Origin of the sequence: Micromonospora sp. WMMC415 (assembly GCF_009707425.1) — a bacterium.
Taxonomy (GTDB): Bacteria; Actinomycetota; Actinomycetes; order Mycobacteriales; family Micromonosporaceae; genus Micromonospora.
Map to the genome: position 1 here is coordinate 775,757 of NZ_CP046104.1, position 21,496 is coordinate 797,252.

General features: G+C 71.7%; 22 protein-coding genes, 1 tRNA gene and 1 pseudogene. 8 read left to right on the forward strand and 16 right to left on the reverse strand.

What is annotated here, in order from left to right:
* Window positions 1–33: 33 nt before the first annotated feature.
* The 3 genes from GKC29_RS03785 to GKC29_RS03795 are packed head-to-tail and all read right to left on the reverse strand — an operon-like array spanning window position 34 to window position 2,304.
* A complete protein-coding gene (locus tag GKC29_RS03785; RefSeq protein ID WP_155329500.1) occupies window positions 34–783 on the reverse strand; it encodes a LamB/YcsF family protein in 750 nt (249 codons plus the stop codon).
* On the reverse strand, window positions 767–1,645 hold the full coding sequence (locus tag GKC29_RS03790) for a biotin-dependent carboxyltransferase family protein (protein ID WP_155329501.1): 879 nt from the start codon (window positions 1,643–1,645) through the stop codon (window positions 767–769). The genes GKC29_RS03785 and GKC29_RS03790 overlap by 17 nt, the downstream gene beginning before the upstream one ends.
* Window positions 1,642–2,304 (reverse strand): allophanate hydrolase subunit 1, encoded by a 663-nt coding sequence (locus GKC29_RS03795; protein WP_155329502.1) that lies wholly within the window; start codon window positions 2,302–2,304, stop codon window positions 1,642–1,644. The genes GKC29_RS03790 and GKC29_RS03795 overlap by 4 nt, the downstream gene beginning before the upstream one ends.
* Window positions 2,305–2,413: 109 nt before the next feature.
* Between GKC29_RS03795 and GKC29_RS03800 the strand changes: the two genes are divergently transcribed.
* The gene (locus tag GKC29_RS03800; protein ID WP_155329503.1) at window positions 2,414–3,091 is read left to right on the forward strand and encodes a hemolysin III family protein; all 678 of its coding nucleotides are present in this window, start codon (window positions 2,414–2,416) and stop codon (window positions 3,089–3,091) included.
* Window positions 3,092–3,152: 61 nt separating this feature from the next.
* Here GKC29_RS03800 and GKC29_RS03805 read toward each other — a convergent pair whose 3' ends face one another.
* Window positions 3,153–3,437 (reverse strand): DUF6458 family protein, encoded by a 285-nt coding sequence (locus GKC29_RS03805; protein ID WP_155329504.1) that lies wholly within the window; start codon window positions 3,435–3,437, stop codon window positions 3,153–3,155.
* 115 nt (window positions 3,438–3,552) lie between these two features.
* Here GKC29_RS03805 and GKC29_RS03810 point away from each other — a divergent pair, with 115 nt between their 5' ends.
* Window positions 3,553–4,089, forward strand: a complete 537-nt coding sequence (locus GKC29_RS03810) for a histidine phosphatase family protein (RefSeq protein ID WP_155329505.1) — start codon at window positions 3,553–3,555, stop codon at window positions 4,087–4,089.
* A 61-nt stretch (window positions 4,090–4,150) separates the two neighbouring features.
* On the opposite strand, the gene GKC29_RS03815 is transcribed toward GKC29_RS03810, so the two are convergent.
* The 5 genes from GKC29_RS03815 to GKC29_RS03835 all read right to left on the reverse strand — a co-directional run bounded on the left by GKC29_RS03815 (window position 4,151) and on the right by GKC29_RS03835 (window position 11,125).
* Window positions 4,151–4,420 carry a DUF6458 family protein gene (locus tag GKC29_RS03815; protein ID WP_155329506.1) on the reverse strand — a complete coding sequence of 90 codons (270 nt, stop codon included), beginning with the start codon at window positions 4,418–4,420 and terminating at the stop codon, window positions 4,151–4,153.
* Window positions 4,421–4,810: 390 nt separating this feature from the next.
* Window positions 4,811–6,667: an acyl-CoA dehydrogenase gene (locus GKC29_RS03820; RefSeq protein WP_155329507.1), complete on the reverse strand. Its 1,857-nt coding sequence runs from the start codon at window positions 6,665–6,667 to the stop codon at window positions 4,811–4,813.
* Window positions 6,668–6,832: 165 nt separating this feature from the next.
* Window positions 6,833–7,960 carry a PP2C family protein-serine/threonine phosphatase gene (locus tag GKC29_RS03825; protein ID WP_155329508.1) on the reverse strand — a complete coding sequence of 376 codons (1,128 nt, stop codon included), beginning with the start codon at window positions 7,958–7,960 and terminating at the stop codon, window positions 6,833–6,835.
* A gap of 100 nt (window positions 7,961–8,060) precedes the next feature.
* Complete coding sequence (locus GKC29_RS03830; RefSeq protein WP_196255797.1) at window positions 8,061–8,690, reverse strand: septal ring lytic transglycosylase RlpA family protein; 630 nt, start codon at window positions 8,688–8,690, stop codon at window positions 8,061–8,063.
* A gap of 245 nt (window positions 8,691–8,935) precedes the next feature.
* Window positions 8,936–11,125, reverse strand: coding sequence for a N,N-dimethylformamidase beta subunit family domain-containing protein (locus GKC29_RS03835; protein WP_155329509.1), 2,190 nt, complete (start codon window positions 11,123–11,125; stop codon window positions 8,936–8,938).
* Between the two features lie 148 nt (window positions 11,126–11,273).
* Here GKC29_RS03835 and GKC29_RS03840 point away from each other — a divergent pair, with 148 nt between their 5' ends.
* Both GKC29_RS03840 and GKC29_RS03845 read left to right on the forward strand, forming a co-directional pair.
* Window positions 11,274–11,873: a phosphoribosyltransferase gene (locus GKC29_RS03840; protein WP_370463306.1), complete on the forward strand. Its 600-nt coding sequence runs from the start codon at window positions 11,274–11,276 to the stop codon at window positions 11,871–11,873.
* A gap of 192 nt (window positions 11,874–12,065) precedes the next feature.
* Window positions 12,066–14,060 (forward strand): cell wall-binding repeat-containing protein, encoded by a 1,995-nt coding sequence (locus tag GKC29_RS03845; protein WP_196255798.1) that lies wholly within the window; start codon window positions 12,066–12,068, stop codon window positions 14,058–14,060.
* A 93-nt stretch (window positions 14,061–14,153) separates the two neighbouring features.
* Here GKC29_RS03845 and GKC29_RS30260 read toward each other — a convergent pair whose 3' ends face one another.
* A complete protein-coding gene (locus tag GKC29_RS30260) occupies window positions 14,154–14,282 on the reverse strand; it encodes a hypothetical protein (protein ID WP_255456162.1) in 129 nt (42 codons plus the stop codon).
* A 305-nt stretch (window positions 14,283–14,587) separates the two neighbouring features.
* Here GKC29_RS30260 and GKC29_RS03855 point away from each other — a divergent pair, with 305 nt between their 5' ends.
* Window positions 14,588–15,019 carry an ASCH domain-containing protein gene (locus GKC29_RS03855; protein WP_155329512.1) on the forward strand — a complete coding sequence of 144 codons (432 nt, stop codon included), beginning with the start codon at window positions 14,588–14,590 and terminating at the stop codon, window positions 15,017–15,019.
* Between the two features lie 8 nt (window positions 15,020–15,027).
* Here GKC29_RS03855 and GKC29_RS03860 read toward each other — a convergent pair whose 3' ends face one another.
* Both GKC29_RS03860 and GKC29_RS30475 read right to left on the reverse strand, forming a co-directional pair.
* Entirely contained in the window at window positions 15,028–15,921 is an 894-nt protein-coding gene (locus GKC29_RS03860) for an LLM class flavin-dependent oxidoreductase (RefSeq protein ID WP_155329513.1), read from the reverse strand.
* Between the two features lie 289 nt (window positions 15,922–16,210).
* A pseudogene (locus GKC29_RS30475) lies at window positions 16,211–16,612 on the reverse strand (cell wall-binding repeat-containing protein); the annotation flags it as partial.
* Here GKC29_RS30475 and GKC29_RS03870 point away from each other — a divergent pair.
* Window positions 16,600–17,469 (forward strand): AraC family transcriptional regulator, encoded by an 870-nt coding sequence (locus GKC29_RS03870; protein ID WP_155329514.1) that lies wholly within the window; start codon window positions 16,600–16,602, stop codon window positions 17,467–17,469. The pseudogene GKC29_RS30475 and the gene GKC29_RS03870 sit on opposite strands and share 13 nt — an antisense overlap.
* A gap of 49 nt (window positions 17,470–17,518) precedes the next feature.
* Here GKC29_RS03870 and GKC29_RS03875 read toward each other — a convergent pair whose 3' ends face one another.
* A complete protein-coding gene (locus GKC29_RS03875) occupies window positions 17,519–17,872 on the reverse strand; it encodes a hypothetical protein (RefSeq protein ID WP_230688908.1) in 354 nt (117 codons plus the stop codon).
* 243 nt (window positions 17,873–18,115) lie between these two features.
* On the opposite strand from GKC29_RS03875, the gene GKC29_RS03880 reads away from it, so the two are divergent.
* A complete protein-coding gene (locus GKC29_RS03880) occupies window positions 18,116–18,496 on the forward strand; it encodes a YciI family protein (RefSeq protein ID WP_155329516.1) in 381 nt (126 codons plus the stop codon).
* 28 nt (window positions 18,497–18,524) lie between these two features.
* Complete coding sequence (locus GKC29_RS03885) at window positions 18,525–19,769, forward strand: RNA polymerase sigma factor (protein ID WP_155329517.1); 1,245 nt, start codon at window positions 18,525–18,527, stop codon at window positions 19,767–19,769.
* 175 nt (window positions 19,770–19,944) lie between these two features.
* On the opposite strand, the gene GKC29_RS03890 is transcribed toward GKC29_RS03885, so the two are convergent.
* The 3 genes from GKC29_RS03890 to GKC29_RS03900 all read right to left on the reverse strand — a co-directional run bounded on the left by GKC29_RS03890 (window position 19,945) and on the right by GKC29_RS03900 (window position 21,479).
* Window positions 19,945–20,472, reverse strand: a complete 528-nt coding sequence (locus GKC29_RS03890; protein WP_196255799.1) for an N-acetyltransferase — start codon at window positions 20,470–20,472, stop codon at window positions 19,945–19,947.
* Window positions 20,473–20,678: 206 nt separating this feature from the next.
* Complete coding sequence (locus GKC29_RS03895; RefSeq protein ID WP_155329519.1) at window positions 20,679–21,020, reverse strand: HIT domain-containing protein; 342 nt, start codon at window positions 21,018–21,020, stop codon at window positions 20,679–20,681.
* Between the two features lie 385 nt (window positions 21,021–21,405).
* Window positions 21,406–21,479, reverse strand: a tRNA-Gly gene (locus GKC29_RS03900).
* Window positions 21,480–21,496 lie beyond the last annotated feature (17 nt).

Sequence of the window (21,496 nt, forward strand, 5' to 3'; positions counted from 1 at the left end):
CAACGCGAGGCGTTGTAGAAGGGGCCCTTCCTTTCACGTGAACGGGGTGAGCGGAACCCCCGCGTCGACGAGGGCGGCGCGGACCAGTTCGGCGCAGCGCACCGAGCCCGGTGTGTCGCCGTGCAGGCAGATCGACTCGACCGGGCAGGGAATCACCGTGCCGTCCACCGCGACCACGCTCCGCTCGGTGGCCATCCGGACCGCCCGCTGCGCCATCTGCTCCGGGTCGGTGACGAGGGCGTTCGGGGTGCCCCGGGGCACGAGCTGCCCGTTCGGCAGGTAGCCCCGGTCGGCGAAGCCCTCGGCGACCACCCGCAGCCCGGCACCGGTGGCCAGCTGGGCGAGCACCGAGCCGGACGGGCAGAGCAGCGGCAGCTGGTCGTCGTACTCGCCGACCGCGGCGACCAGCGCCGCCGCCTGCGACTCGGCACAGGCCGCGGCGTGGTAGAGGGCGCCGTGCGGCTTGAGGTAGCGCACCCGGGTGCCGACGATCCGGCAGAACGCGTCCAGGGCGCCGAGCTGGTAGAGGATCTCGTCCCGCAGCTCGACGAAGTCGTAGGCGATGTGCCGCCGCCCGAAGCCGGCGAGGTCCCGGTAGCCGACCTGCGCGCCAACCGCGACCCCGCGCTCGGCCGCGCCGGCGCACACCCGGCGCATCGTGGGGGCGTCCCCGGCGTGGAAGCCGCAGGCGACGTTGGCAGAGGTGACCAGGTCCAGCAGCGCCGCGTCGTCGCCGAGCCGCCAGATGCCGAAGCCCTCACCGAGGTCAGCGTTGAGGTCCATGGAACGTCACCGTAGTCCCTGGCCGGGCCTGCGCGAGCGGGGTCACGTCGGCCACCACCCCGATGACCGGGTATCCGCCGGTCGTCGGGTGGTCGGCGAGGAACACCAGTGGCTGGCCGTCCGCCGGCACCTGCACCGCGCCGAGCACCAGGCCCTCGCTGGGCAGTTCCCCGGCCACCGCGCGGGGCAGGGCAGCGCCGGTCAGTCGCGCGCCGACCCGGTTGCTCACCGGCGAGACGGTGTACGCGGTGCCGAACAGCCGGTCGAGCGCGAGCGGTGTGAACCAGTCGTCGCGTGGGCCGAGGCGCAGCGTCAACCGCAGCTCGGCCGAGGGGGGCGCGGGGACGGTGACGTCCACCGGGGCGGGCGGGCCGGCCGGCATACCGAGGGGGAGCCGGTCGCCGTCCCGCAGCGGGGGCGGGCCCAGCCCGGAGAGCGTGTCCGTGGCGCGGCTGCCGAGCACCGGCTCGACGCCGATCCCGCCCGCGACGGCCAGCCACGACCGCACGCCGGTGCGGGGTGGACCGACCCGGACGACCCCGCCGGCCGGCACGGCGAGCGGCCGTCCGACGTCACCGGGGCGGGCGCCGACCCGCACGTCGGTGTCCGCCCCCGTCACCGCCACGGTGGTGGCGCGGGTGAACCGCAGCGCGCACCCGGTCAGGGTGATCTCCAGGCCGGCGGTGGGCTCGGGGTTGCCGACCAGGCGGTTGGCCAGCCGGAGGGCGGCCGGGTCGAGGGCGCCGGAGCGCGGCACGCCGAGGTGCGCCCAGCCGGGCCGGCCGAGGTCCTGCACGGTGGTGAGGGCACCGGCCCGCAGCACCTCGACGGTGCCGGCGGGCCCGCCGGTCGGGGCGGTCACGCGGGCACCAGCCGGACGCGGGTGCCGGGGCCGAGCCGGGCCGGCGGCTCGGCGTGCACGTCGAACAGGGGCAGGTCGGTGCGCCCGACGAGCAGCCAGCCGCCGGGTGATGCGCTCGGGTAGATCCCGGCGTACGGGCCGGCCAGGGCGACCGAGCCGGCGGGCACCCGGGGGCGGGGACTCGGCAGCCGGGGCACGGCCAGCGCGGCGGGGAGGCCGGTGAGGTACGCGAACCCGGGGGCGAAGCCGCAGAAGGCCACCCGGAACTCCGTGGTGGTGAGTCGCCGTACGACGGCCGGCACGTCGACCCGCCAGTGGCCGGCGACGGTGGGCAGATCCTCCCCGTCGTACGTCACGGGCACGTCGACCGCGGCGGGGGCGGTGGCGGTGGCGGCCGGTGCCGGGGTCCACCCGGCGACGAGCACGGCGGTGCGCTGCGGGTCGCGTACGCCGTCGAGCAGCACGGTGGTCGCGGCCGGGACGATCTCGACGGCGTGCAGCTCACCCCGCTCCCGGCGGCGCCACAGCTCGGCCCGCCACGCCTCCACCCGCGCCGCGACGGCTCCACCCGGGCCGGTCACGTCGTCCCCGGCAGCCGGGTCGGTCTCGCCGGCGCAGTCGAGCAGCAGGGCGTGGGCCCCGACCGGTCGGATCCGCATCCCGCCATCCTTCCGGACGGCACCGCGTCGCCGTTTCCCCGGCACGCGTTCATCGGGCGTGACCGGACGCACTACTTGTAAGTAACCTACGGTGCCGTAACCTGTTGGCGTGACCACCTCCGCACCGCTTCGCCTCAAGCCGGTCGACATCGGCAAGCCGCGGATGCGCGGCTGGCTCCACACGTACGCGTTCTTCGTCGCACTCGTCTGCGGCATCGTGCTCTGCTCCGTCGCCGCCGCCCGGCCCGGCTGGTCGCCGCTGGTCAGCTGCCTCGTCTACAGCCTCACGGTCTGCGGCCTCTTCGGCACCAGCGCCCTCTACCACCGTCGGGTGTGGTCCGAGCGGGGCTACCAGATCATGCGCCGGATGGACCACTCGATGATCTTCGTGTTCATCGCCGGGACGTACACGCCCTTCTGCGTCCTCCTGCTGGAGCCGCGGCCCGCGACGGTGATGCTCTCGCTGGTGTGGGGTGGGGCTCTCGGCGGTGTCGCGCTCAAGCTCGTCTGGCCGCACGCCCCACGCTGGGTCTCGGCGCCGCTCTACCTCGCGCTCGGCTGGGTCTCGGTGGCGATGCTGCCGGACATCCTCCGCGTCGGTGGCGTGACCGCCCTGGTCCTGCTGATCGTCGGTGGCGCCATCTACAGCGTCGGTGCCGTCTTCTACGCGCTGCGGCGGCCCAACCCCTGGCCGACGGTCTTCGGCCACCACGAGTTCTTCCACGCCTGCACGCTGGTGGCCGCGATCTGTCACCACATCGCGATCTACTTCGCCCTCTTCGTCTGACGCGAAGGAAGGGCCCCTCCTTAACGCCTCCGGTAGAGGAAGGGGCCCTTCTTAACAGCCGTCAGACCGTCGGGCCCGGCCGGCGCACCTCGCGGTACTCCTGCACGACCCGGTCCTGCGCCGGCACGACGGGGTCGGCCACGACGCGCTCCTCGCGGACCGGCCGGGCGACCACCGTGCGGCGGCGGGAGTTCCAGAAGTAGAGGGTGACGAGCAGGCCCGCCACACCGGCGAGCATCAGCACCCAGCCGACCACGGCCAGGTCGAGCCACCCCAGGTTCGCCTCGACGGCGAACGCGAAGATCGCGCCCAGCGCGATCAGGAAGATACTGCCACCAATGCCCATGTCGTCGCCTCCTCGGCTGTCACCTGGCGTTCCGGTCGCCGCGGCCATCGGTGAGGTTGCGGCAGCCATCGACTTACCCAGGCGGTGAGATCGCCAATCGGGCAAGCTTGGGGACATGACGGACCCGTACGCCCAGGCCCGCACGCTGGTGCTGCTCCGGCACTCGAAGGCGGAGCCGCCCGACGACGGACCGGACGTGGAGCGTCCGCTGGCGGCGCGGGGGCGGGCGGACGCGGCGGCGGCCGGCGCGTGGCTCGCCAAGCACGCGCTCCTGCCCGACGTGGTGATCTGCTCGGCGGCGCGGCGCACCCGCGAGACCTGGCACGCTGTGGCGTTGGGCATGACCGGGACGCCGCCCGAGGGCGGGTCCGCCGGGCCGGCGCCCGCCGTCCACTATGCGGCGGACGCGTACGAGGCGCACCCGGAGGACCTGCTGGCGTTGGTGCGGCGAGTGGATCCGAATGCCCGAACGGTGCTGCTCGTTGCCCACAATCCCGGCATCTCGCTTCTGTCGGCGCTGCTCGACCCGGATCGGGCGGACCAGGACGGGCTACGCACCAGCGACATCGCGGTGCATCGGACGGCGGCCGAGTGGGCGGAGCTGGGCCGGGCGGGAAGCGTCATCACCGCGCGGCACACGGCACGGGGTTGACGAACCACGCCGGAGCCGCGCACCGGTCGGTGCGCGGCTCGGGGCGTGTGTCGTCGCGGGGTCAGGACGGCGGCGCGGTGGGCGGCGGCGGGTCGGGAGGCGGCGGCATCATCGCGGTGGGGTGCGACAGCCGGTTCTCCTCCACGATCAGCGTTCGTGCCCGCTTGCGACGGTCCTGCCAGAACCAGAGCGTGGTGAGCAGGACGGCGAGCCCGGCCAGGATGAACACCCAGCCGACCGCGCGTAGGTCGAGCCACCAGACGTTGGCCCGGATGGCGAAGGTGAGGATCGCTCCGACGGCGATCAGGAAGATGCCGCTACCAATGCCCATGTGCGCTGCACTCCCCCGTGCGGTGGCTCTGGGCGTTCTCTGCCGTGGTCCGCGGTGGATACCCGTCGTGAGCTGCGGCTACCCGCACAACACCCGAAATCATGGGCCGCCGTCGGCCCGGACGACCATCGCCCTTCGGCCCCCTTTGCTCTGCTTCAACCCACGCACAGGTTCCGGCACCGGAGCGTTGCGTCCGTTGAAGCAGAGCAAAGGGAGGTAGCAGCCCCGCCCGAGCTCGGCGTCCGCGGGACCACCGACGGGGTCGTGGCCCCGGGCCGCGCTGAGGGAACGAAACACGACGGCCGGCGGGTCGACACCCGCCGGCCGTCGTGACCAGCTCACTCCCGGATCAGGCCCGGGCTCACCACACCGCTGAGCGGTACGGCGTACTTAGAACGCCTCCTCCGGGAGGTCCATGACGTCCAGGTCGGCGTTCTCGATGATCCGCCGGTCCGCGCCGATGCGCGGCAGCACCTCGCGGGCGAAGAACCGGGCAGCGGCCACCTTGCCGGTGTAGAACGCCTTGTCGGACGCGGACACCTCGCCGGCGAGCCCCTTCAGGGCGACGTCGGCCTGCTTCTGGAGCAGCCAGCCCACGACCAGGTCACCCACCGCCAGCAGGAACCGGCGGCTGCTGAGGCCGACCTTGTACAGGGCGCGGGTGTCCCCGCCCTGCGCCTCGCCCAGCCAGCCGGTCATCACGCCCAGGATGGTCTGGATCTCGGCGAGCGCCTTGCCCAGCGCCTGCCGCTCCTCCTTGAGCTGGCCGTTGCCGCCCTCGGTGGCGATGAACTCCTGGATCTCGCCGGCGACCGCCATCAGCGCCTTGCCGTTGTCCCGGACGATCTTCCGGAAGAGCAGGTCGAGGCTCTGGATCGCGGTGGTGCCCTCGTACAGGGTGTCGATCTTGGCGTCCCGGACATACTGCTCCAGCGGGTAGTCCTGAAGGAAGCCGGAACCGCCGAAGGTCTGGAGCGACTCGTGGCCGAGCAGCTCGTACGCCCGCTCCGAGCCGACGCCCTTCACCAGCGGCAGCAGCAGGTCGTTGACCCGCTTGGCCAGCTTGGTGGCCTTCTCGTCGCCGGCCGTCTCCGCGATGGCGACCTTGTCCTGCCAGGTGGCCGTGTAGCAGACCAGCGCGCGCAGACCCTCGGCGTACGACTTCTGCAGCAGCAGCGAGCGGCGCACGTCCGGGTGGTGGGTGATGGTCACCCGCGGCGCGGTCTTGTCGGCCATCTGGGTCAGGTCGGCGCCCTGCACCCGGTTCTTGGCGTACTCGAGTGCGTTCAGGTAACCGGTGGAGAGCGTGGCGATCGCCTTCGTGCCGACCATCATCCGGGCGTACTCGATGATCATGAACATCTGCCGGATGCCGTCGTGCTTCTCGCCCAGCAGCCAGCCCTTGGCCGGAACGCCGTGCTCGCCGAAGGTCACCTCGCAGGTGTTCGAGACCTTCAGGCCCATCTTGTGCTCGACGTTGGTGGCGAAGACGCCGTTGCGCTCGCCCAGCTCGCCGGTCTCCTCGTCGAAGTGGTACTTCGGGACGACGAAGAGCGAGAGCCCCTTGGTGCCCGGGCCGCCCACGCCCTCGACGCCGACCGGGCGGGCCAGCACGTAGTGGACGATGTTGTCGGAGAGGTCGTGCTCACCCGAGGTGATGAAGCGCTTGACACCCTCGATGTGCCAGGAGCCGTCCGGCTGCTGGATGGCGCGGGTGCGGCCGGCGCCGACGTCCGAGCCGGCATCCGGCTCGGTCAGCACCATCGTCGAGCCCCACTGCTTGTCGATGAAGAGCTTGGCCCACTTCTTCTGCTGCTCGGTGCCCTCGACGTGCAGGACGTGGGCGAAGGACGGGCCGGACGCGTACATCCAGATCGGGGCGTTGGCGCCGAGCACCAGCTCGGCGAGGGACCACCAGAGCGCGCGCGGGGCGTTGGAACCGTCCAGCACCTCGGGCAGGTCCAGCCGCCAGAACTCGGAGTCCATGAAGGCCTTGTACGACTTCTTGAACGACTCGGGCAGCGGCGCGGTGTGCGTCGCCGGGTCGAACACCGGCGGGTTCCGGTCGCTGTCCGTGTAGCTGGCCGCGAGGTCCTCGCGGGCCAGGCGGTCGACCTCGGAGAGGAAGCTGCGGGCGGTGTCGACGTCCAGCTCCGTGTACGGCGCCTGGCCGAACGTCCGGTCCGCCCCGAAGACCTCGAACAGGTTGAACTCGAGGTCCCGAAGGTTGCTCTTGTAGTGGGTCATGCTCGCTGGCCCCGCTTCCGGACAGGTGTGTTACCGATCAGTAACCCCGACTGTATTACTCGCGGGTAGGCAGCGACAAGCCGATCGACGAAGTGACGACCATTACACACCTTCCGTTCAGGTGCGCCGGCACGGACCGCAACGGGGTGGAAACGCCACGGCAACTCAGCCCTCGGCCGCGCCGACCTCCCAGCTCGGCACGGCGGCGGTCACCCCGCTGCGGGCGCCCGTGTACTCCATCAGCACCAGCGCGATGTCGTCGTCGAGCCGGCCGTGGACCCACTCCACCAACGCCGTCTCCAGGGACGCAAGCCCGTCGGCGACCGTCCCGTGACCGAGGAGCCGCCAGGCCCGGTCGGCGGTCGGGAAGAACTCCCCGTCCCTCCGGGCCTCGCCCAGCCCGTCGGTGAACAGCAACAGCCGGTCACCCGGTTCCAGCCGCTCGACCCGCGGCCGGACCACCGGCATGAACCCCAGCGGCGGCGCCGGGGCCGGCGGTTCGAGGGGGATGACCGCGCCGTGGCGCAGCAGCAGCGGCGGCGGGTGCCCGCAGTTGACGATCGTCAGCGTGCCGCCCCGCTCCTCGACCAGGGCGGCGGTGACGAAGTCCTCGTCGCCCACGCTGCGGGCCACCGCCCGGTCCAGGTCGGCGACGACGGCCCGCAGGTCGGCCCGCTCGTACGCCACGTGCCGGTACGACCCCAGGACGATGCTCGCCAGTCGGACCGCGTCCAGGCCCTTGCCCCGGACGTCGCCGATGATCATGCGTACGCCGTACGGGGTGTCGAGCGCCTCGTACAGGTCCCCGCCGATCTCCGCGGTGGCGGTGGACGAGATGTAGCGGGCGGCGACCGCGAGGGACCCCACCTGCGGGCCGAGCGGACGGAGCACCGCCTGCTGGGCCACCGCGGCGAGCTTCGACAGCTCCGCGATCTGCTCGGCCTGTCGCTGCCGTACCGCCGCCGTGGCCGCGGCGAGCGCCGTGCCCAGGGCGATCCCCGCGACCGCGACGGCGGTGGAGAGCGAGACGGTCTGCTCGCCCAGCGCGAAACTCGCGCCGAGGACACTGGCGGCTCCGCCCACGCCCAGCACGACCCGCCACGAGGCCAGGGCCGCGGCCAGGAAGGGCGCGGCGACCATGAGGGCGATGTAGTTCGCAACCCGGCCGTCCGCCAACTCCACGGCGGACACGAGCGCGAGCAGGCCGAGGGCCGCGCCGAGGCCGGCGCGGGATCCGGGGCTCAGTGGGCCGCGGCCCGACTGGAAGGCGTGCGTGCGTACGAGGGACAGCATGCCTGATCGACGTGAAACGGTGAATGAACCTGGCCCGACGTCCGAGGTGGATCTGGCCGGGCGGTCCCCGCCACCGGCCCGATCGCCGTGCCGCACCCGCTCAGCCCAGCACCTCGTACTGGACCTCGACGTGGCCCGCGTCCAGGGAGGCGATCGCCGCGAACGCCGCGCGGGACAGGTCCAGGCACCGGCCCTCGATGAACGGGCCGCGGTCGTTGATCCGGACAGTCACCGACCTGCCGGTCGCCGGGTTGGTGACCCGCACCTTCGTGTCGAACGGCAGGGTCTTGTGCGCGGCGGTCATCGCCGACGGGTCGAACGTCTCGCCGTTGGCCGTGAGCTGCCCCTCCGAGTAGAAGGAGGCGCCGCAGGAGCCGGTGTCCACGACCGGACGGGCGGTGCTGGTCTTCTTCGTGGCGGTCGGCTTCGGCGTGGCGGTGCGCGGCTTGCTCCGCGACGGGGCCTGCGCCGAACGGGTGACCTTCGGGCTCGCGGTCGGGCTCGGGGAGGCGCTGGTGCTCGGCGACGCGGACGGCGAGCCGGGGTCGGCGCTGGTCGCCACGCCGGTGGGCGCCAGGTCGACGGCGGCCGGACGCTCGGTCTCCGCGCCGGCGGTCAACTGCACGGCGCCGACGGTGCCTCCGACCGCGAGGAGCACACCGAGCGCGGCGGTGGCCGCGATGCCGGTCGGGGAGGAGAACCTCCGGGGACGCGAGTGCCTGCCAGCCACCAGCCCGGTCCTTTCGCCATCGGAACAAACCGGGTCGGACCGTAACGAGAGAAGCACTTCCGAAGTCAACGTGATCATGAAGGTATGGTCGGAATTGCGGTGGAACGTGTAGCCGATCATCCGACCCCGACTGGACCGCTCAGCCAACCCGTGAGCTGCGGAAACAACGCCGAGGCGGAGGCCGGCGGGTCCCGGCGGCGGCTGGCGGACCGAGGTGTTCCTTCCGGCCCGCCAGCCGGCTGTGATCAGTCGAGGTGCATCGGCTCCGGGACCGCCGGCGCGGGTCGGGTGCGCTCCATCGGCGCCGTCGTGGCCCTGACCGCCGGGCCGGGCTCCAGCATCCGGTCGAAGACGTTGCGGAAGAGGGTCGACATCGCCGGATCGCTGTCGAGCGCCGCAACGAAGGAGATCGAGGATGCGCTGAAGACCAACGCGCCGTTCGGCTTCTCGATGAACACCATGGCCGCGCCGCCGCCCGGGTTCTGCCCACGGGCGATCACCTGGCTCTCGGTCGCCTCGCCGGCCAGGCCGACCATCGCGTCGGTCTCCCAGCCGCTCGCCGCGCCGTTGTAGCCGTCGCGACCGAAGGTGCTCCCCACCTTCAGGCCCGTGCCGGCGAGGAGTTCGTGGTCGCGCACGACCTTGTATGAGGCGTACGTGCTGTGGTTCGAGTAGTTGACACCGACCAGCTGGGAGGCGGGCAGTCCCAGCGCCGTGTAGACGTCGCGCAGCCCGTCCGACTTGCGATATGTCACCACAGTGCGGCTGGCGTCGACCTGCACCCGCTCGTACAGGCCGTTGCCGCCGGCATAGACGATCCGGCCACCGCCGGCCTGGTAGTTGACCAGGTTCTGGCGCATCGCGTCGGACCAGTACTCCGGGTGGCTGGCCAGCACGAGGACCCGGTACTGCGTCAGCCACGCTCCGGAAGCGTGCAGGTCCATGTCCTCGTAGCAGTCGTACTCGAGGCTCTGCCGGGTCAACCAGCGCAGCAGCATCAGGTCCGAGAAGAGCGTGTGGTCGCGCATCGCCGGGTCGTCGACGTTCCACTCCGACGACGGCCGGCGGGTGGTGAACGGACGGCGACCGGCCAGGTCCTTGCAGTACTGGCTGTGTCCGCCCCAGGTGTTGTACGCGTTGTAGGTGAAGGTGGGCAGCAGGACCGCGATCGGGTTGGTCACCTGAGCCGGGCGGACGACGAACGGCACGTACCGGCGGAGCCGGTGCGGCCCCTCAAGGCGGGCCGCGTAGAGACCCGGCTTCCAGGTGCCGGGAATCTGCTGGGTGATCCGGTCCGCCCAGCCGCAACCCGCTTTGACGAACCCGGGTGGAAGCTGCTGGATGCCTCCGGCGACCGGGATCGGGCCCGTCATGACCGTCGGTTCGCCGGTGTTCGGCGCCAGGCGGACCAGAGACGCGGTGAGCGACGTAAAGCCCGTCGACACCGCCACCCGGACCGTCTCCCCCTGCTTGACGCTCGGGGTGTTGGGGTAGCCCTGGAGCGCGGCCTGGCTCTGCATGGTCCAGCCGCGCCCCACCTTCGACGCCACTCCCTTGTTGGCCCAGACCACCCGGTTGTCCGGACCAACGGACCGGTAGTTCAACACGCGGTACTGGAGAAGGGTGCCGGTCTGGGTGCCGGTAGGCGGGTCCGGGGGAACGGCGTACAGGATGCCCTGGCCGGCGAACCACAGACCGTCGTTGTAGGCCATGTCGCGGAACCCGCTACCGAACTGGAAACCGGAACCGGTCGCCCACCGCGGGCCGCCCAGGTGGCGGTACCAGTGGAGGTTGCCGTAGCGGTAGGCGTAGATGACGTTGAATTCGTCCGCCTGGAGTACGCCGCCCTGGAATCCGCTGCCGAGGTACTGCCCCGCGGCTGCCCATCTCCGCAGCGCCGGGACGTAGTGGTGCCAGTACAGCCGGCCCTTGTTGTCCTGGCCGTAGATACTGCCGTTGAAGCCGGCCAACCGTGGGTAGCGGTCGAAGCCCCGGCCGACCTCGCCCTCCTCGATCCACGATCCGGCACCGGAGAGCGAGTCGGTGAGCGCATACCGGTGGAGGTGGACCGTCCCGTCGGCCCGTACGCCGTACAGGGACCCATTGGTGCCACCGAACACCGCCCGGTACTCGTGCCAGCCCGAGCCGATCCGCCGGCCGGAGCCGCTTGCCCAGGTCGCCGTCCCGGTCTGCCACCCCAGGTGCCGGTACCACAGCAGGCCGCCGTCGGCCTGGATGGCGTAGATGACACCGTTGCCGCCGCCGACCAGCCGGATGAACCGCTGCTGGGGGTCGATCGTGACCGCCTGGGCCTGCTGGGCCGACGCGGTGCCGGGATCCACCATGAGCATCGGTGGCACGGCGGCCGCGATGACCGCCCCGTTGCGGAGCACCCGGCGTCGCGAGACTCCGTCCGGATTCAGCTCGTCAGACATGACTGTCCCCCTCAGTCGCTCGGATCGTGGAGGACCCTAGAGTGAGGCGGGCTCGCGTACCGACCCGTGGAGCAGGACTGGGCGCGGAATCAGCCGTCGCACGGCAAGGTTCAATCCGAACGAACTCTCCTGATCGGTCGATCAGCCGATGCCGGATCTCCCGGGCGGACCGTCCGGCCTCCGGCAGGATGGTGAGGTGGCTACCGACCTGCGCGACCGCCTCATCGCCCGCTGTCGCTGGATCGACCCCGGGCCGGGCTCCACGCACCTGGTCAGTGACGTGTCCGGCTGGTGGCGCGACGCGGACCTGCTCGCCGCCCTCGGTCCGGCGCTCGTGGAGCCGTTCCGGGCCGCCCGGCCGACGGTCGTCGTCTCGCCGGCGGTCACCGGGTTCCTGCTCGGACCCCTCGCCGCGACCGCGCTCGGCGTGGGCTTCCTACCGGCACACAAACCGGGCGACGGCCGCCTGCCCGCCGGTCCGCTCACCTGGGCACAGAGCCCGCCGGACTTCCGCGGCCGGCGGGTCGACCTGGCCGTCCGGGAGCGGCACCTGGGACGGGACGACCGGGTGCTGGTGGTGGACGACTGGGTGGCCACGGGCGCGCAGGTCCGCACCCTCTACGACATCTGTGCGGCGCGGGGCGCGGAAACCCTGGGCACCTCGGCGGTGGTGGTCGACTGCCCGCCGGAGGTCGCCAGCGAGCTGCGCGTCCGGGGTCTGGTCGCCGGCGCCGACCTGGCGAGCTGAGAGACTCGACGCTTGAGCTGGGCGGGAGTCCACGGCCCGGCCTCGCGGCGCCCGCAGGTCGGTCTTGGCCGGTTCCGCGACGTGGGACAGCGCGGGCTGGCCCACGTCCTCTACAGTGAAGCGGCGCCGCCCCGGCCGTTCTCCGGCCCCCGATCCCATAGCTGCGGCGCGAATCGATCTCGAGGAGCTTCCTTGCTTCGATCCTCCCTGTCGCGCCGTTCGGCAGCGTGCGCCACGCTGCTGGCCATCGGCGCCACCACGCTGTTCGGCGGCGCGAACGCCGCATACGCGACCCACGGCCCGAGCGGTGTCCTCACCTCGAGCAACGGCACGTTCACCATCGCTACCACCAGCGGCGCCCCGATCGTCTCCGAGGATGGCTACACCATCTCGGACGCGGCCTGGTCGCCCGACGGCAGTCGCGCGGTCTTCATCAACGACCAGGGCGACGTCGCGACGATCGGCAAGTCCCCGCTGGCCGGGGCCGCGATCGTCTACCCGATCGACCAGAACTTCGACGGGGTCGAGCGCGCCACCCCGGAGTGGGTGGGTGACGGCTCCACCGTGATCTGGGCCGAGCGGGCCGCCGGAGGCCAGTGGCAGATCCAGGAAGCCCTTGCCGGCCAGGACTGGGGGTCCGTCCGGCGCTCGCCGAACGACGGCAAGCACTACCTGGAGCCCGACACGAACGGCGGCCAGCGGATCGTCGTGCAGCGGCAGAGCGACGCTGGCGGCAACCCGAGCGGCACGCCCGAGATTGGCTTCCTGGACGGCAGCAACTTCACGCTGATCGCCACGGACGCGGCCAGCCCGACCATCTCCGCGAACGGCCAGAAGGTCGCCTTCATCCGCGGCGGCCAGGTGTGGACCGCCAACGCGGCCGGCGGCACCGAGGTCCAGGTGACCTCCGGCGGATCCGCCAAGTCGGACCCTGTGCTCAACGCCGACGGCACGCAGGTCGCCTTCGCGCAGGGCTCGGCCATCGCGACCGCGCCGACCACCGCCGGCGCCACCCCGACCGTCGTCAATGGCCTCTCCGGGGTGCCGGACTACCGGCCCGCCAAGAAGGACCGGGTGGTCCGGCTCGCCGGGTCGGAGCGGTTCACCACCGCCACGGCGATCTCCCAGTCGCACTGGGCGACCCACAGCAACGCCTCCGACGCGCGGGCCAAGGCCAACGCCGTGGTCCTGTCCCGGTCGGACAACTTCGCGGACGCGCTCGGTGGGTCGGCGCTCGCCGCCGCCAAGAACGGCCCGCTGCTCATGACCAAGCCGGCGGGGCTGCACCCGGCGACGGCCGCCGAGCTCACCCGGGTCCTCGCGCCTGGCCGCACGGTCTACCTGCTCGGCGGGACGGGCGCGCTCTCGACCGCCGTCGAGAACCAGGTGAAGGCGCTGGGCTTCCCGACCGTACGGCTCTCCGGTGCCGACCGCTACGCCACCTCGATCTCCATCGCGAACGCCATCGACCCGACGCCCGACATGGTGCTCGCGGCGACCGGCGCCAACTTCCCGGACGCGCTCGCCGCCGGTGCCGCCGCCGGTGCGCAGAACCTGCCCGGCAAGGGCGTCTCCGCCGTCGTGGTGCTGACCAAGGGCGGCGGCCTCACCCCGGCGACGAAGTCCTACCTCGACGCACTGCCGGACAGCACCGGAATCTTCAGCGTTGGCGGCTCCGCCGACCTGGCGACCCAGGCCTACCTGCCGGCGTCGTTGGTCGGCACCGATCGCTACGAGACGGCCGCGCTGGTCGCGTGGGTCTTCTTCGGCGGCTACAAACACCTCGGCGTGGCGACCGGCGGCAACTGGCCGGACGCGCTCTCGGGTGGCGCCCTGATGGCGTCGCTCGACGCCCCGCTGGTGCTGGCCCCCGGCAACGGCGCGCAGGTCGGCTACTACATGTGGGAGGTCGGCGACGAGCACGCCGGCTCCATCCACACCGGCATCATGTTCGGTGGTTCCGCTGTGCTCAACGACATCCAGCGGGACGGCCTCGGCCTGACCATCAGCGGTCCCGCCGGCTTCAGCACCGCCGGCAACCCGACGGACGTGCGGCGCGCCACCACCGGCGCCCAGGACGTCACCGCCAAGCGGGGAGCGGCTGCGGCCGATACTCCGCGTACGGTGGCGGACTTCAAGGCGGCCGCGGAGGCTGCCGCGAAGCGGTTCGCCGAAAAGCATCGCTGACACCGGCTACAGCAGCGGGGCCCGGCCGATCGGCCGGGCCCCGTCGCGTTGTCGGGGCGGGTGTTGCTCCAGCACCTCTGGCGGATGGCGTCGTCAGTGCGCGAGCGCCCGTCCGGCCAGGAAGTCCTCAAGGGCGGTGCAGACCCGTCCGAGCGCCTCGGCGGAGCGGGCCAACGGCCCCGGCACGATCAGGGAGTGGTCGGCGTCGGCGATCTCGACCACGTACGGGGTGAGCCGGGCGGGCGAGTGGACCGTGTCCAGGACGAGTCGGCGGTGCCGCCGACCAGCAGGAAGGGCGCGGTGGCCCGATCGAGGGCGTCGACCACCTCGGGACGGTGCAGCAACGACGTCAGCCAGACGGCGGGCAGCCGCGCTCCGCGGCCAGGGAGCGCGTACCACGTGTCGTAGCCCCGACCCGGATGAGCGCTACCCGCCGATCCGCCATGTTCGCCTTGTGCTCGCGGATCCGTCACCGTACCGTCGCACCGGCCCGGCTTGGGGCGGCGGCCGCCGGTAGCCTCGGCAGGATGTGGCCTCGCATCGGTGGACTGCGCACGCTCGACCTCGGCACGCCCGGAGAGCTGCGGACGTACCTGAACACGCTCGTGCTCGCCGGAGTGAAGCAGGCTACCGCCGGGCTGCTCAGCGAGTACGAGCGCGAGGGCGAGGAACTGGAGCACGTCGGTGAGCGGCTGGCGCTCGTCGACGACCACGACGGGCTGGTCGCCGTCGTGCAGGTCACCGGTGTCGAGGTGGTCCGCTTCGCCCAGGTCTCCTGGGATTTCGCCCGCTCGGAGGGAGAGGGTGACGCGTCGCTCGAGGAGTGGCGGGCCGGTCACCAGCGCTTCTGGGCCCGGGCCGGCACGCCCGTCGACGACGACACCGCGATCGTGTGCGTCCGCTTCCGGCTGGTCTCCGCCGGGCACGGCGGCATCACCACCGGCGACCTCGGCACGTAACGGCGCGTTCACGCAGTCGCACCGCGCAGCTCGGGTAGGAGGCGCGTGGCCACGTCCACCAAGACGGCTTCCTCCCCCGCATACCAGCTGCTCTCCCGGGGCCAGTGGGTGATCACGTCCGTAAAGCCGAGCGCTGCGGCGCGGTCCACCTGCTCAGCGAAGAAGTCGGCGCTGCGCAGCGAGAACACCGGCGCGGCATCCAGCGACAGATACCGGTCGAGCGTGGCCGGGTCACGGCCGGCCGCCGCGAGAACCTTGTCCATCCGGGCGGCCAGGTCAGCCACGCCGCCCCACCAGGTGTCCAGGTCGTCACCGCCCGAGCCGGTGGTGACCCAACCCTGGCCGAAGCGGGCGACCAGCCGCATCGAGCGGGGACCGTTGGCGGCGACCACGAACGGCACCCGCGGGGTCTGCACGCAGCCGGGATTGTTGCGGGCGTCGACCGCGGCGAACCAGTCGCCGTGCCACGTCGTACCGTCCTCGCGCAGCACCAGGTCGAGCAGCTCGACGAATTCGGTGAACCGGTCCACCCGCTGACGCGGCGGCAGGGTCTGCCCGCCCAGCACGGCCGAGTCGAACCCGATACCGCCCGCGCCGAGGCCGAGCAGGACCCGCCCGGCGGACACGTCGTCGAGGGCGGTGACCTGGCGGGCGAAGGCGGCCGGGTGTCGGAAGTTCGGCGAGGCGACCAGGGTGCCCAGGCGGATCCGGCTGGTCACGGTCGCCGCGGCGGTCAGCGTGCTCATCGAGTCGAACCACGGCCCGTCGACCAGGTCCCGCCAGCCGAGGTGGTCGTACGTCCACGCGTGGTCGAAGCCCCACTGGTCGGCCCGCCGCCAGCGACGCGCGGCCTCCGACCAACGCTGGTCCGGAAGGATCACGATGCCGATCCGCATGATCACACCCTAGCCGTCGCCCGACCAACGAGGAGTCTCCGACGAGGAAGGGCCCGGCCGCACCACGGCCGGGCCCTTCCTCTCTGATGAAGCGATCAGCGCAGGGCGTCGAGGCCCACCCGCGCCGTCCTGGCGGCCTCGGCCGCCTCCTCGGCGGTACGAGGCTGAGCGGTCTGCGTGCCCGCCGCGCGCAGACCCGCGCCGCTGCGAGGCCGGTCGGGTTGTTGACGAACCCTGCGCCGAGCGGCCCGCTGATCCAGTACCGGGCCTGGTCGCGCTGCCGATCGGTCACCACCCCTGCTCCGCCGGAGATCAGCACCTCCCGGGTGGATCCGGCGGACTGACCGAGCAGGTGGAGAGCGTCGAGACCGAGGTCGGTGGCCGTGCCCGGCGTGAGCATCAGCGGGCCGTTGAGCAGGTCCATCAGCGCACCACCGGCGAGGGCGTCCGGCCAGTTGATGCCGGTCGCGACCCCGACGGGGTCCGGCCGATCCTCCGGACCCCGTCGCGTTGCCACGTGTTCACGTACCGCTTCGACCCCCCGGTTGACGGAGGGCAGGACGAGGTGCGGATCCTCGACCGGAAGATCCGACTCATGCAGCCAGGCGTGTGATCGGATCGGACCGCAGCGGTCGGGCGCGGCCCGGGGTCGTTCAACCAGGCTTGACGGCGAAGGGAGGCCTCGTGATCTCGGCACTCAACCGGCTTGTCGACCTGGTCGAGAAGCACCTCACCGAAGAGTTCGACGTCAACGGATTCGCCACCGCGCTCGGCACGACCGAGTACCACCTGCGCCGGATGTTCTCGTCGCTGGCCGGCATGCCGTTGTCGGAGTACGTGCGTCGGCGCCGCATGACCGTCGCCGCTGCCGACGTCGTCCGGGGCGAGGACGACCTGTTGAGCATCGCCGTCCGGCACGGGTACGGCTCGACCGAGGCGTTCGGCCGTGCGTTCCGGGCGGTCCACGGCGCCGGCCCCGGTGACGTTCGCCGCGACGGAGGCCCCCTTCGCACACAGTCGCAGCTCAGGTTCCGCCTGACCGTCGAAGGGAGCACTGCCATGGACACCCGTATCGTCGACCGCCCCGCGTTCCGGCTCGTCGGACACGCAGCGCGGGTTCCGCTGATCCACCACGGCGTCAACCCGCACATCCAGCGGCACATCACCGCACTGCCGCCGGAGGAGCACGTCCGGCTGAAGGCCCTCGGTGACGCCGAGCCGGGAGGCCTGCTGCAGGTCAGCGACGACCTCGACCCGGACGGCACCGAGGGCAGCGAGCTGACCTACCTGCACGGGGTCGCCGTCGACCGGGACAGCCCGGCCCCCGACGATCTCGACGTCATCGAGGTGCCGGCCGGCATGTGGGCCGTCTTCCGCACCGCCGGGCCCCATCCGCAGGCCCTGCAGACGACCTGGGCCGCGACTGCGACCGAATGGTTCCCCTCCAACCCGTGGCGTCTGCGGCCGGGTCCCTCGATCGTTGCGGTCCTGGAGCGCGCGGACGACTTCAGCACCGCGACCTGCGAGCTGTGGCTACCCGTCGAACCGACGTGACGAATCGCGAGGCTCACAGTCATGAGGACTGCTGCCGGTCGCCGTGCCGTCAGTGGCAGACGATGCCCAGCGGCACGACCAGGCAGCACGAACCAACAACGGCCAGGACGAGCGCGGCAGCCGCCCGGGCCGCCCAGGCCGCCCTACTGCGGTGGCGTCGGGTGACCGGAAGGGTCTGCTCCACAGCGACGAAGCTGATCCATGCGATGGCCATCAACGGCAGGTACAGGTCCCAGACCGGATCCGCGAAGGCGCTCGCGTTGCCGGCGGCCCCGTAGTTCGGGCACTCCTCTCGGCGGGTGATCGGATCCAGTGCCACGATCACGGCCACGAGGACCAGGCCGCCCGCCAGGAAGGACCAGAAGCCGGCCAGCAGCGACGGGCGCACGCGATCATCGTCCACGGGGCCACAGTAGGCGCCTCTCAAGCGGCTCATTCCCCCTGCTGGGTGCCAAAGACCGCGGCGAAGGACGAGGTCGGTCCTTTCCTCAGTCGCCACGCCCCCGGGGCTGCGAGGGAGAGGAATTTCCGGGATGGTGTCGTATCGAGGCGCAGCCGTTCGTGGAACCAGTGTGCGGCGGCCGGCCGGCCGCCGGACACGAGGAGTCGGGAGGGGCCCTCGTCCGGGGACCGAGAGGAGACGACCATGACGGAGTACCTGATCACCTTCAACGATGAGTGGGTGCCCGACCACACGGCGGAGGAGCTGCGCGAGAAGGGCAGGGCCGGCCGCGCGGTGATCGAGGAGATGCGGGCCGCCGGTGTCCTGATCTTCAGCAACGGCGGGCTCGACCGGTCCACCGCGGTGTGCAGTGTCGAGCCGGTCGACGGCAAGCCCGTCTTCACCGACGGTCCGTACGTCGAGACCAAGGAGCACCTCGGCGGCTTCGCCGTCGTGGACGTGCCCGACGACGCGGCGGCGCGTTACTGGGCCGGCCGGCTCGCGACCGTGCTCGACTGGCCGCAGGAGGTGCACCGGTTCCGAGGTCCCGGGGAGGCCCGGCGTGACGGCTCCGGGGAGAATTGAGCCCGGTGCCGTCCGCGCTGCTGGCACCGTGACCGGCCCCACCGTGGAGCAGGCGATCACCCGTGTCCACCACGAGGAGTGGGCACGGGTGGTCGCCGGCCTCGCGCGCCGTTTCGGCGACCTCGACGTCGCCGAGGAAGCGACGGCCGAGGCGTTCGTAGCGGCTGCTGAGCGGTGGCCGCGCGAGGGCGTACCGCCCAATCCCGGCGGATGGCTCGCCACCACGGCGACCCGCAAGGCAATCGATCGGCTCCGTCGCGAGTCGCAGCGCGACGCCAAACACCAGGAGGCCCAGCTCGTGTACGACGACACCCCTCCTGATCCGACCGGCCCGGTCGAGGACGACCGGCTCAGACTGGTCTTCACCTGCTGCCACCCGGCGCTCGCGATGGAGGCCCGGGTGGCCCTCACCCTGCGTCTGCTCGGCGGCCTCACCGTTTCCGAGATCGCCCGCGCCTTTCTGGTGCCGGAGACCACGATGGCGCGACGGATCACCCGCGCCAAGGCGAAGATCAGGACGGCACACATTCCCTACCGGGTGCCCCGGGCCGACGACATCCGCGAGCGGCTCGCCGGCGTGCTGGCGGTCGTCTACCTCGTCTTCAACGAGGGCTATCTCGCCAGCGAGGGGGACGACCCGGTGCGCGTCGACCTCACCGATGAGGCGATCCGCCTGGGCCGCCTGCTCCGAATTCTCCTGCCGGACGACGGCGAGGTAGCCGGCCTGCTTGCCCTGATGCTCCTCACCGACGCCCGGCGGCCGGCGCGCGTGTCCCGCACCGGGGAGCTGGTGACCCTCGACGAGCAGGACCGCGGCGCATGGGACCGCACCCTCATCGCCGAGGGCAACGCCTTGGTCCGCGAGCGGCTCGCGGCGGTGACGCCCGGCGGTGCCCCACCCGGGCGCTACCAGCTGCAGGCCGCGATCAACGTGGTGCACACGGATGCCCCGTCCGCGCGGGACACCGACTGGCCCACGATCGTCGCCCTCTACAACCGAATGATGCTGCTCGACCCCTCGCCGATCGTGCGGCTCAACCGGGCGGTCGCGGTCGCCGAGGTCGACGGCCCCGCGGTCGGGCTCGCCGAGATCGACCGGCTTGCCGAGGTTCTCGACGGCTACCACGCCTTCCACGCGGCGCGCGCCGACCTGCTGCGGCGACTCAGGCGCGGCGGCGAGTCGCGGGCGGCGTACGACCGGGCCATCGGTCTCGCCGGCAACCCCGCGGAGCGGGCCTACCTCACCCGCCGCCGCGACCAGCTCGCCGGCTGACCGACACGTGGAGGCTTCCCGCACCGTCCGCGACGGATGAGGGTGTACTGACCGCAGCATCATCGAAGGCCCTGGCTGGGACTCGCGTCCTTACCCGGGGCCTTTCGGATGGAGCGGCCGCAGACCGCCGGGGTCGGCGGCGGGCGCAGGAAACGCTGCGGGTGATGGGACTCAATCATCTCCGCGCGCTGCGGAAGTTCTGGTAGCCCAGGATGTGCACCTTCTGGGACGGGTTCAGGGCATAGGGTATCGCCTTGCCAGTCTCGGTGAACCCGAGCTTGCGGTAGAACGCCCGGGCCCGGGGATTGCCCTCGTGTACGCCCAGGGTCAACGACGCCACGTCGATGTGGTCGCTGGCGAAGCGGATCGCCGCAGCCATCAGGGCGACGGCGGGTCCAGCCGGGCCGCGGTGCGCCGGGGTGACGTAGACCGCGTGGACGTGGGCGTGGTCGGGGACTTCGGCAAGCGGCGCGACGGCAGCCATTCCGGCCCAATCGCCTGCCTCGTCGGTGGCAACGAATGTCGCTGACGAGGCGGAGTCGGCTTCGCGGGCCGCCTCCTGCTGCCAGACGGTGTCGCTGAAGGCGGTCGCCTCGGCGAGTGGCGTGCTGAACGCGGTCGGTGCGTCCTGAAGTGCCTCCAGCCGGATGGACTTCAACTGCCGCCATTCTCCGGCGGCGATGCGGCGTATCTGGTAGATCAAGAAAGTCCATTCTCGGTGCGTGGCGAAGCCCAGTGATGCAGTCTGCTAGAGGCCCATTGCCGGGGCTCCTCGGAGTTGAAGCCAGGCACCGCCCCGTCAGGGATCGTGCCTGGTGGCCCGTGGATGGCCCGTCAGGCGTTTGTGGCCGGCGGAACATCGAAGGCCCCGGCTGGGCCCAATGGCACGCTTATGGCACGTCGCCGGTCCTAAGCAGTGTCGGGCCGGAGAGGCGCTCCGCTGCAGACGTGGAAGTGCAGATGTTTCGAGTCTTGGTACCGGCCGAGGTTGGTCAGCACCCGGCAGGCACCCTGCTCGCGCTCGACGCGGGCGGCGACCTGGCGGACCACCTCGACGACGCGCTGCAGGAGATCCTGGCTGGCATCACCCAGGTCCACCAGGGATGGCACGTGACGCTTCGGCACCACCACGATATGCACCGGCCAGAAGGGCCGGGTGTGCTCGAAGGCCAACACGTCCTCGGTTTCCACCACCACGGTCACTTCGGTACGGCCACTGAGTGCCTCGTCGCAGTAAAAGTCCTCGGTCATCGCACCCGTTCCCTGGAGCCCTGGCCCTACCACTCATCTCATGATCTTCGGGGTCCGTCACGCTAGCACCCCTGCCAATGGTCGTCACGAGTCGCCGCAAGCCTCGCTGGGAACAGGCGGAGACCGACGGAGGGCCTTGGGATGAGAAGAAGATCAGAGCGGCAGGACGTCGACAGCCCGTCGTTCAGCTAGGCGTCGTCCGTATAGTCGAGCCGCATGATCCGCTCGACGAGGACAACCGCCTCGTCCCGGGTCAGCTTCGCATGCAAGATGCCCCTCCTCCGACCGGGGCTGATGGCACGCCAATGGCACGCCGAATGATCGTTGATCCTGGAACATCGAAAGGCCCTGGCTGGGACTGTCGTCCTGGCCAGGGCCTCGATCGTGGAGCGGGTGACGGGAATCGAACCCGCACTGTCAGCTTGGGAAGCTGATGTTCTGCCATTGAACTACACCCGCAGGCGGCACCACTGTAC

What these genes read in the sequence shown, in the direction of transcription:
- GKC29_RS03810 (WP_155329505.1), top strand. Translation starts at nt 3,553, where the DNA reads ATGACGGACCCGTACGCCCAGGCCCGCACGCTGGTGCTGCTCCGGCAC.
- GKC29_RS03895 (WP_155329519.1), bottom strand. Translation starts at nt 21,020, where the DNA reads ATGACCGAGGACTTTTACTGCGACGAGGCACTCAGTGGCCGTACCGAA.
- GKC29_RS03855 (WP_155329512.1), top strand. Translation starts at nt 14,588, where the DNA reads ATGTGGCCTCGCATCGGTGGACTGCGCACGCTCGACCTCGGCACGCCC.
- GKC29_RS03815 (WP_155329506.1), bottom strand. Translation starts at nt 4,420, where the DNA reads ATGGGCATTGGTAGCGGCATCTTCCTGATCGCCGTCGGAGCGATCCTC.
- GKC29_RS03820 (WP_155329507.1), bottom strand. Translation starts at nt 6,667, where the DNA reads ATGACCCACTACAAGAGCAACCTTCGGGACCTCGAGTTCAACCTGTTC.
- GKC29_RS03825 (WP_155329508.1), bottom strand. Translation starts at nt 7,960, where the DNA reads ATGCTGTCCCTCGTACGCACGCACGCCTTCCAGTCGGGCCGCGGCCCA.
- GKC29_RS03785 (WP_155329500.1), bottom strand. Translation starts at nt 783, where the DNA reads ATGGACCTCAACGCTGACCTCGGTGAGGGCTTCGGCATCTGGCGGCTC.
- GKC29_RS03795 (WP_155329502.1), bottom strand. Translation starts at nt 2,304, where the DNA reads ATGCGGATCCGACCGGTCGGGGCCCACGCCCTGCTGCTCGACTGCGCC.
- GKC29_RS03835 (WP_155329509.1), bottom strand. Translation starts at nt 11,125, where the DNA reads ATGTCTGACGAGCTGAATCCGGACGGAGTCTCGCGACGCCGGGTGCTC.
- GKC29_RS03880 (WP_155329516.1), top strand. Translation starts at nt 18,116, where the DNA reads ATGACGGAGTACCTGATCACCTTCAACGATGAGTGGGTGCCCGACCAC.
- GKC29_RS03840 (WP_370463306.1), top strand. Translation starts at nt 11,274, where the DNA reads ATGCCGGATCTCCCGGGCGGACCGTCCGGCCTCCGGCAGGATGGTGAG.
- GKC29_RS03805 (WP_155329504.1), bottom strand. Translation starts at nt 3,437, where the DNA reads ATGGGCATTGGTGGCAGTATCTTCCTGATCGCGCTGGGCGCGATCTTC.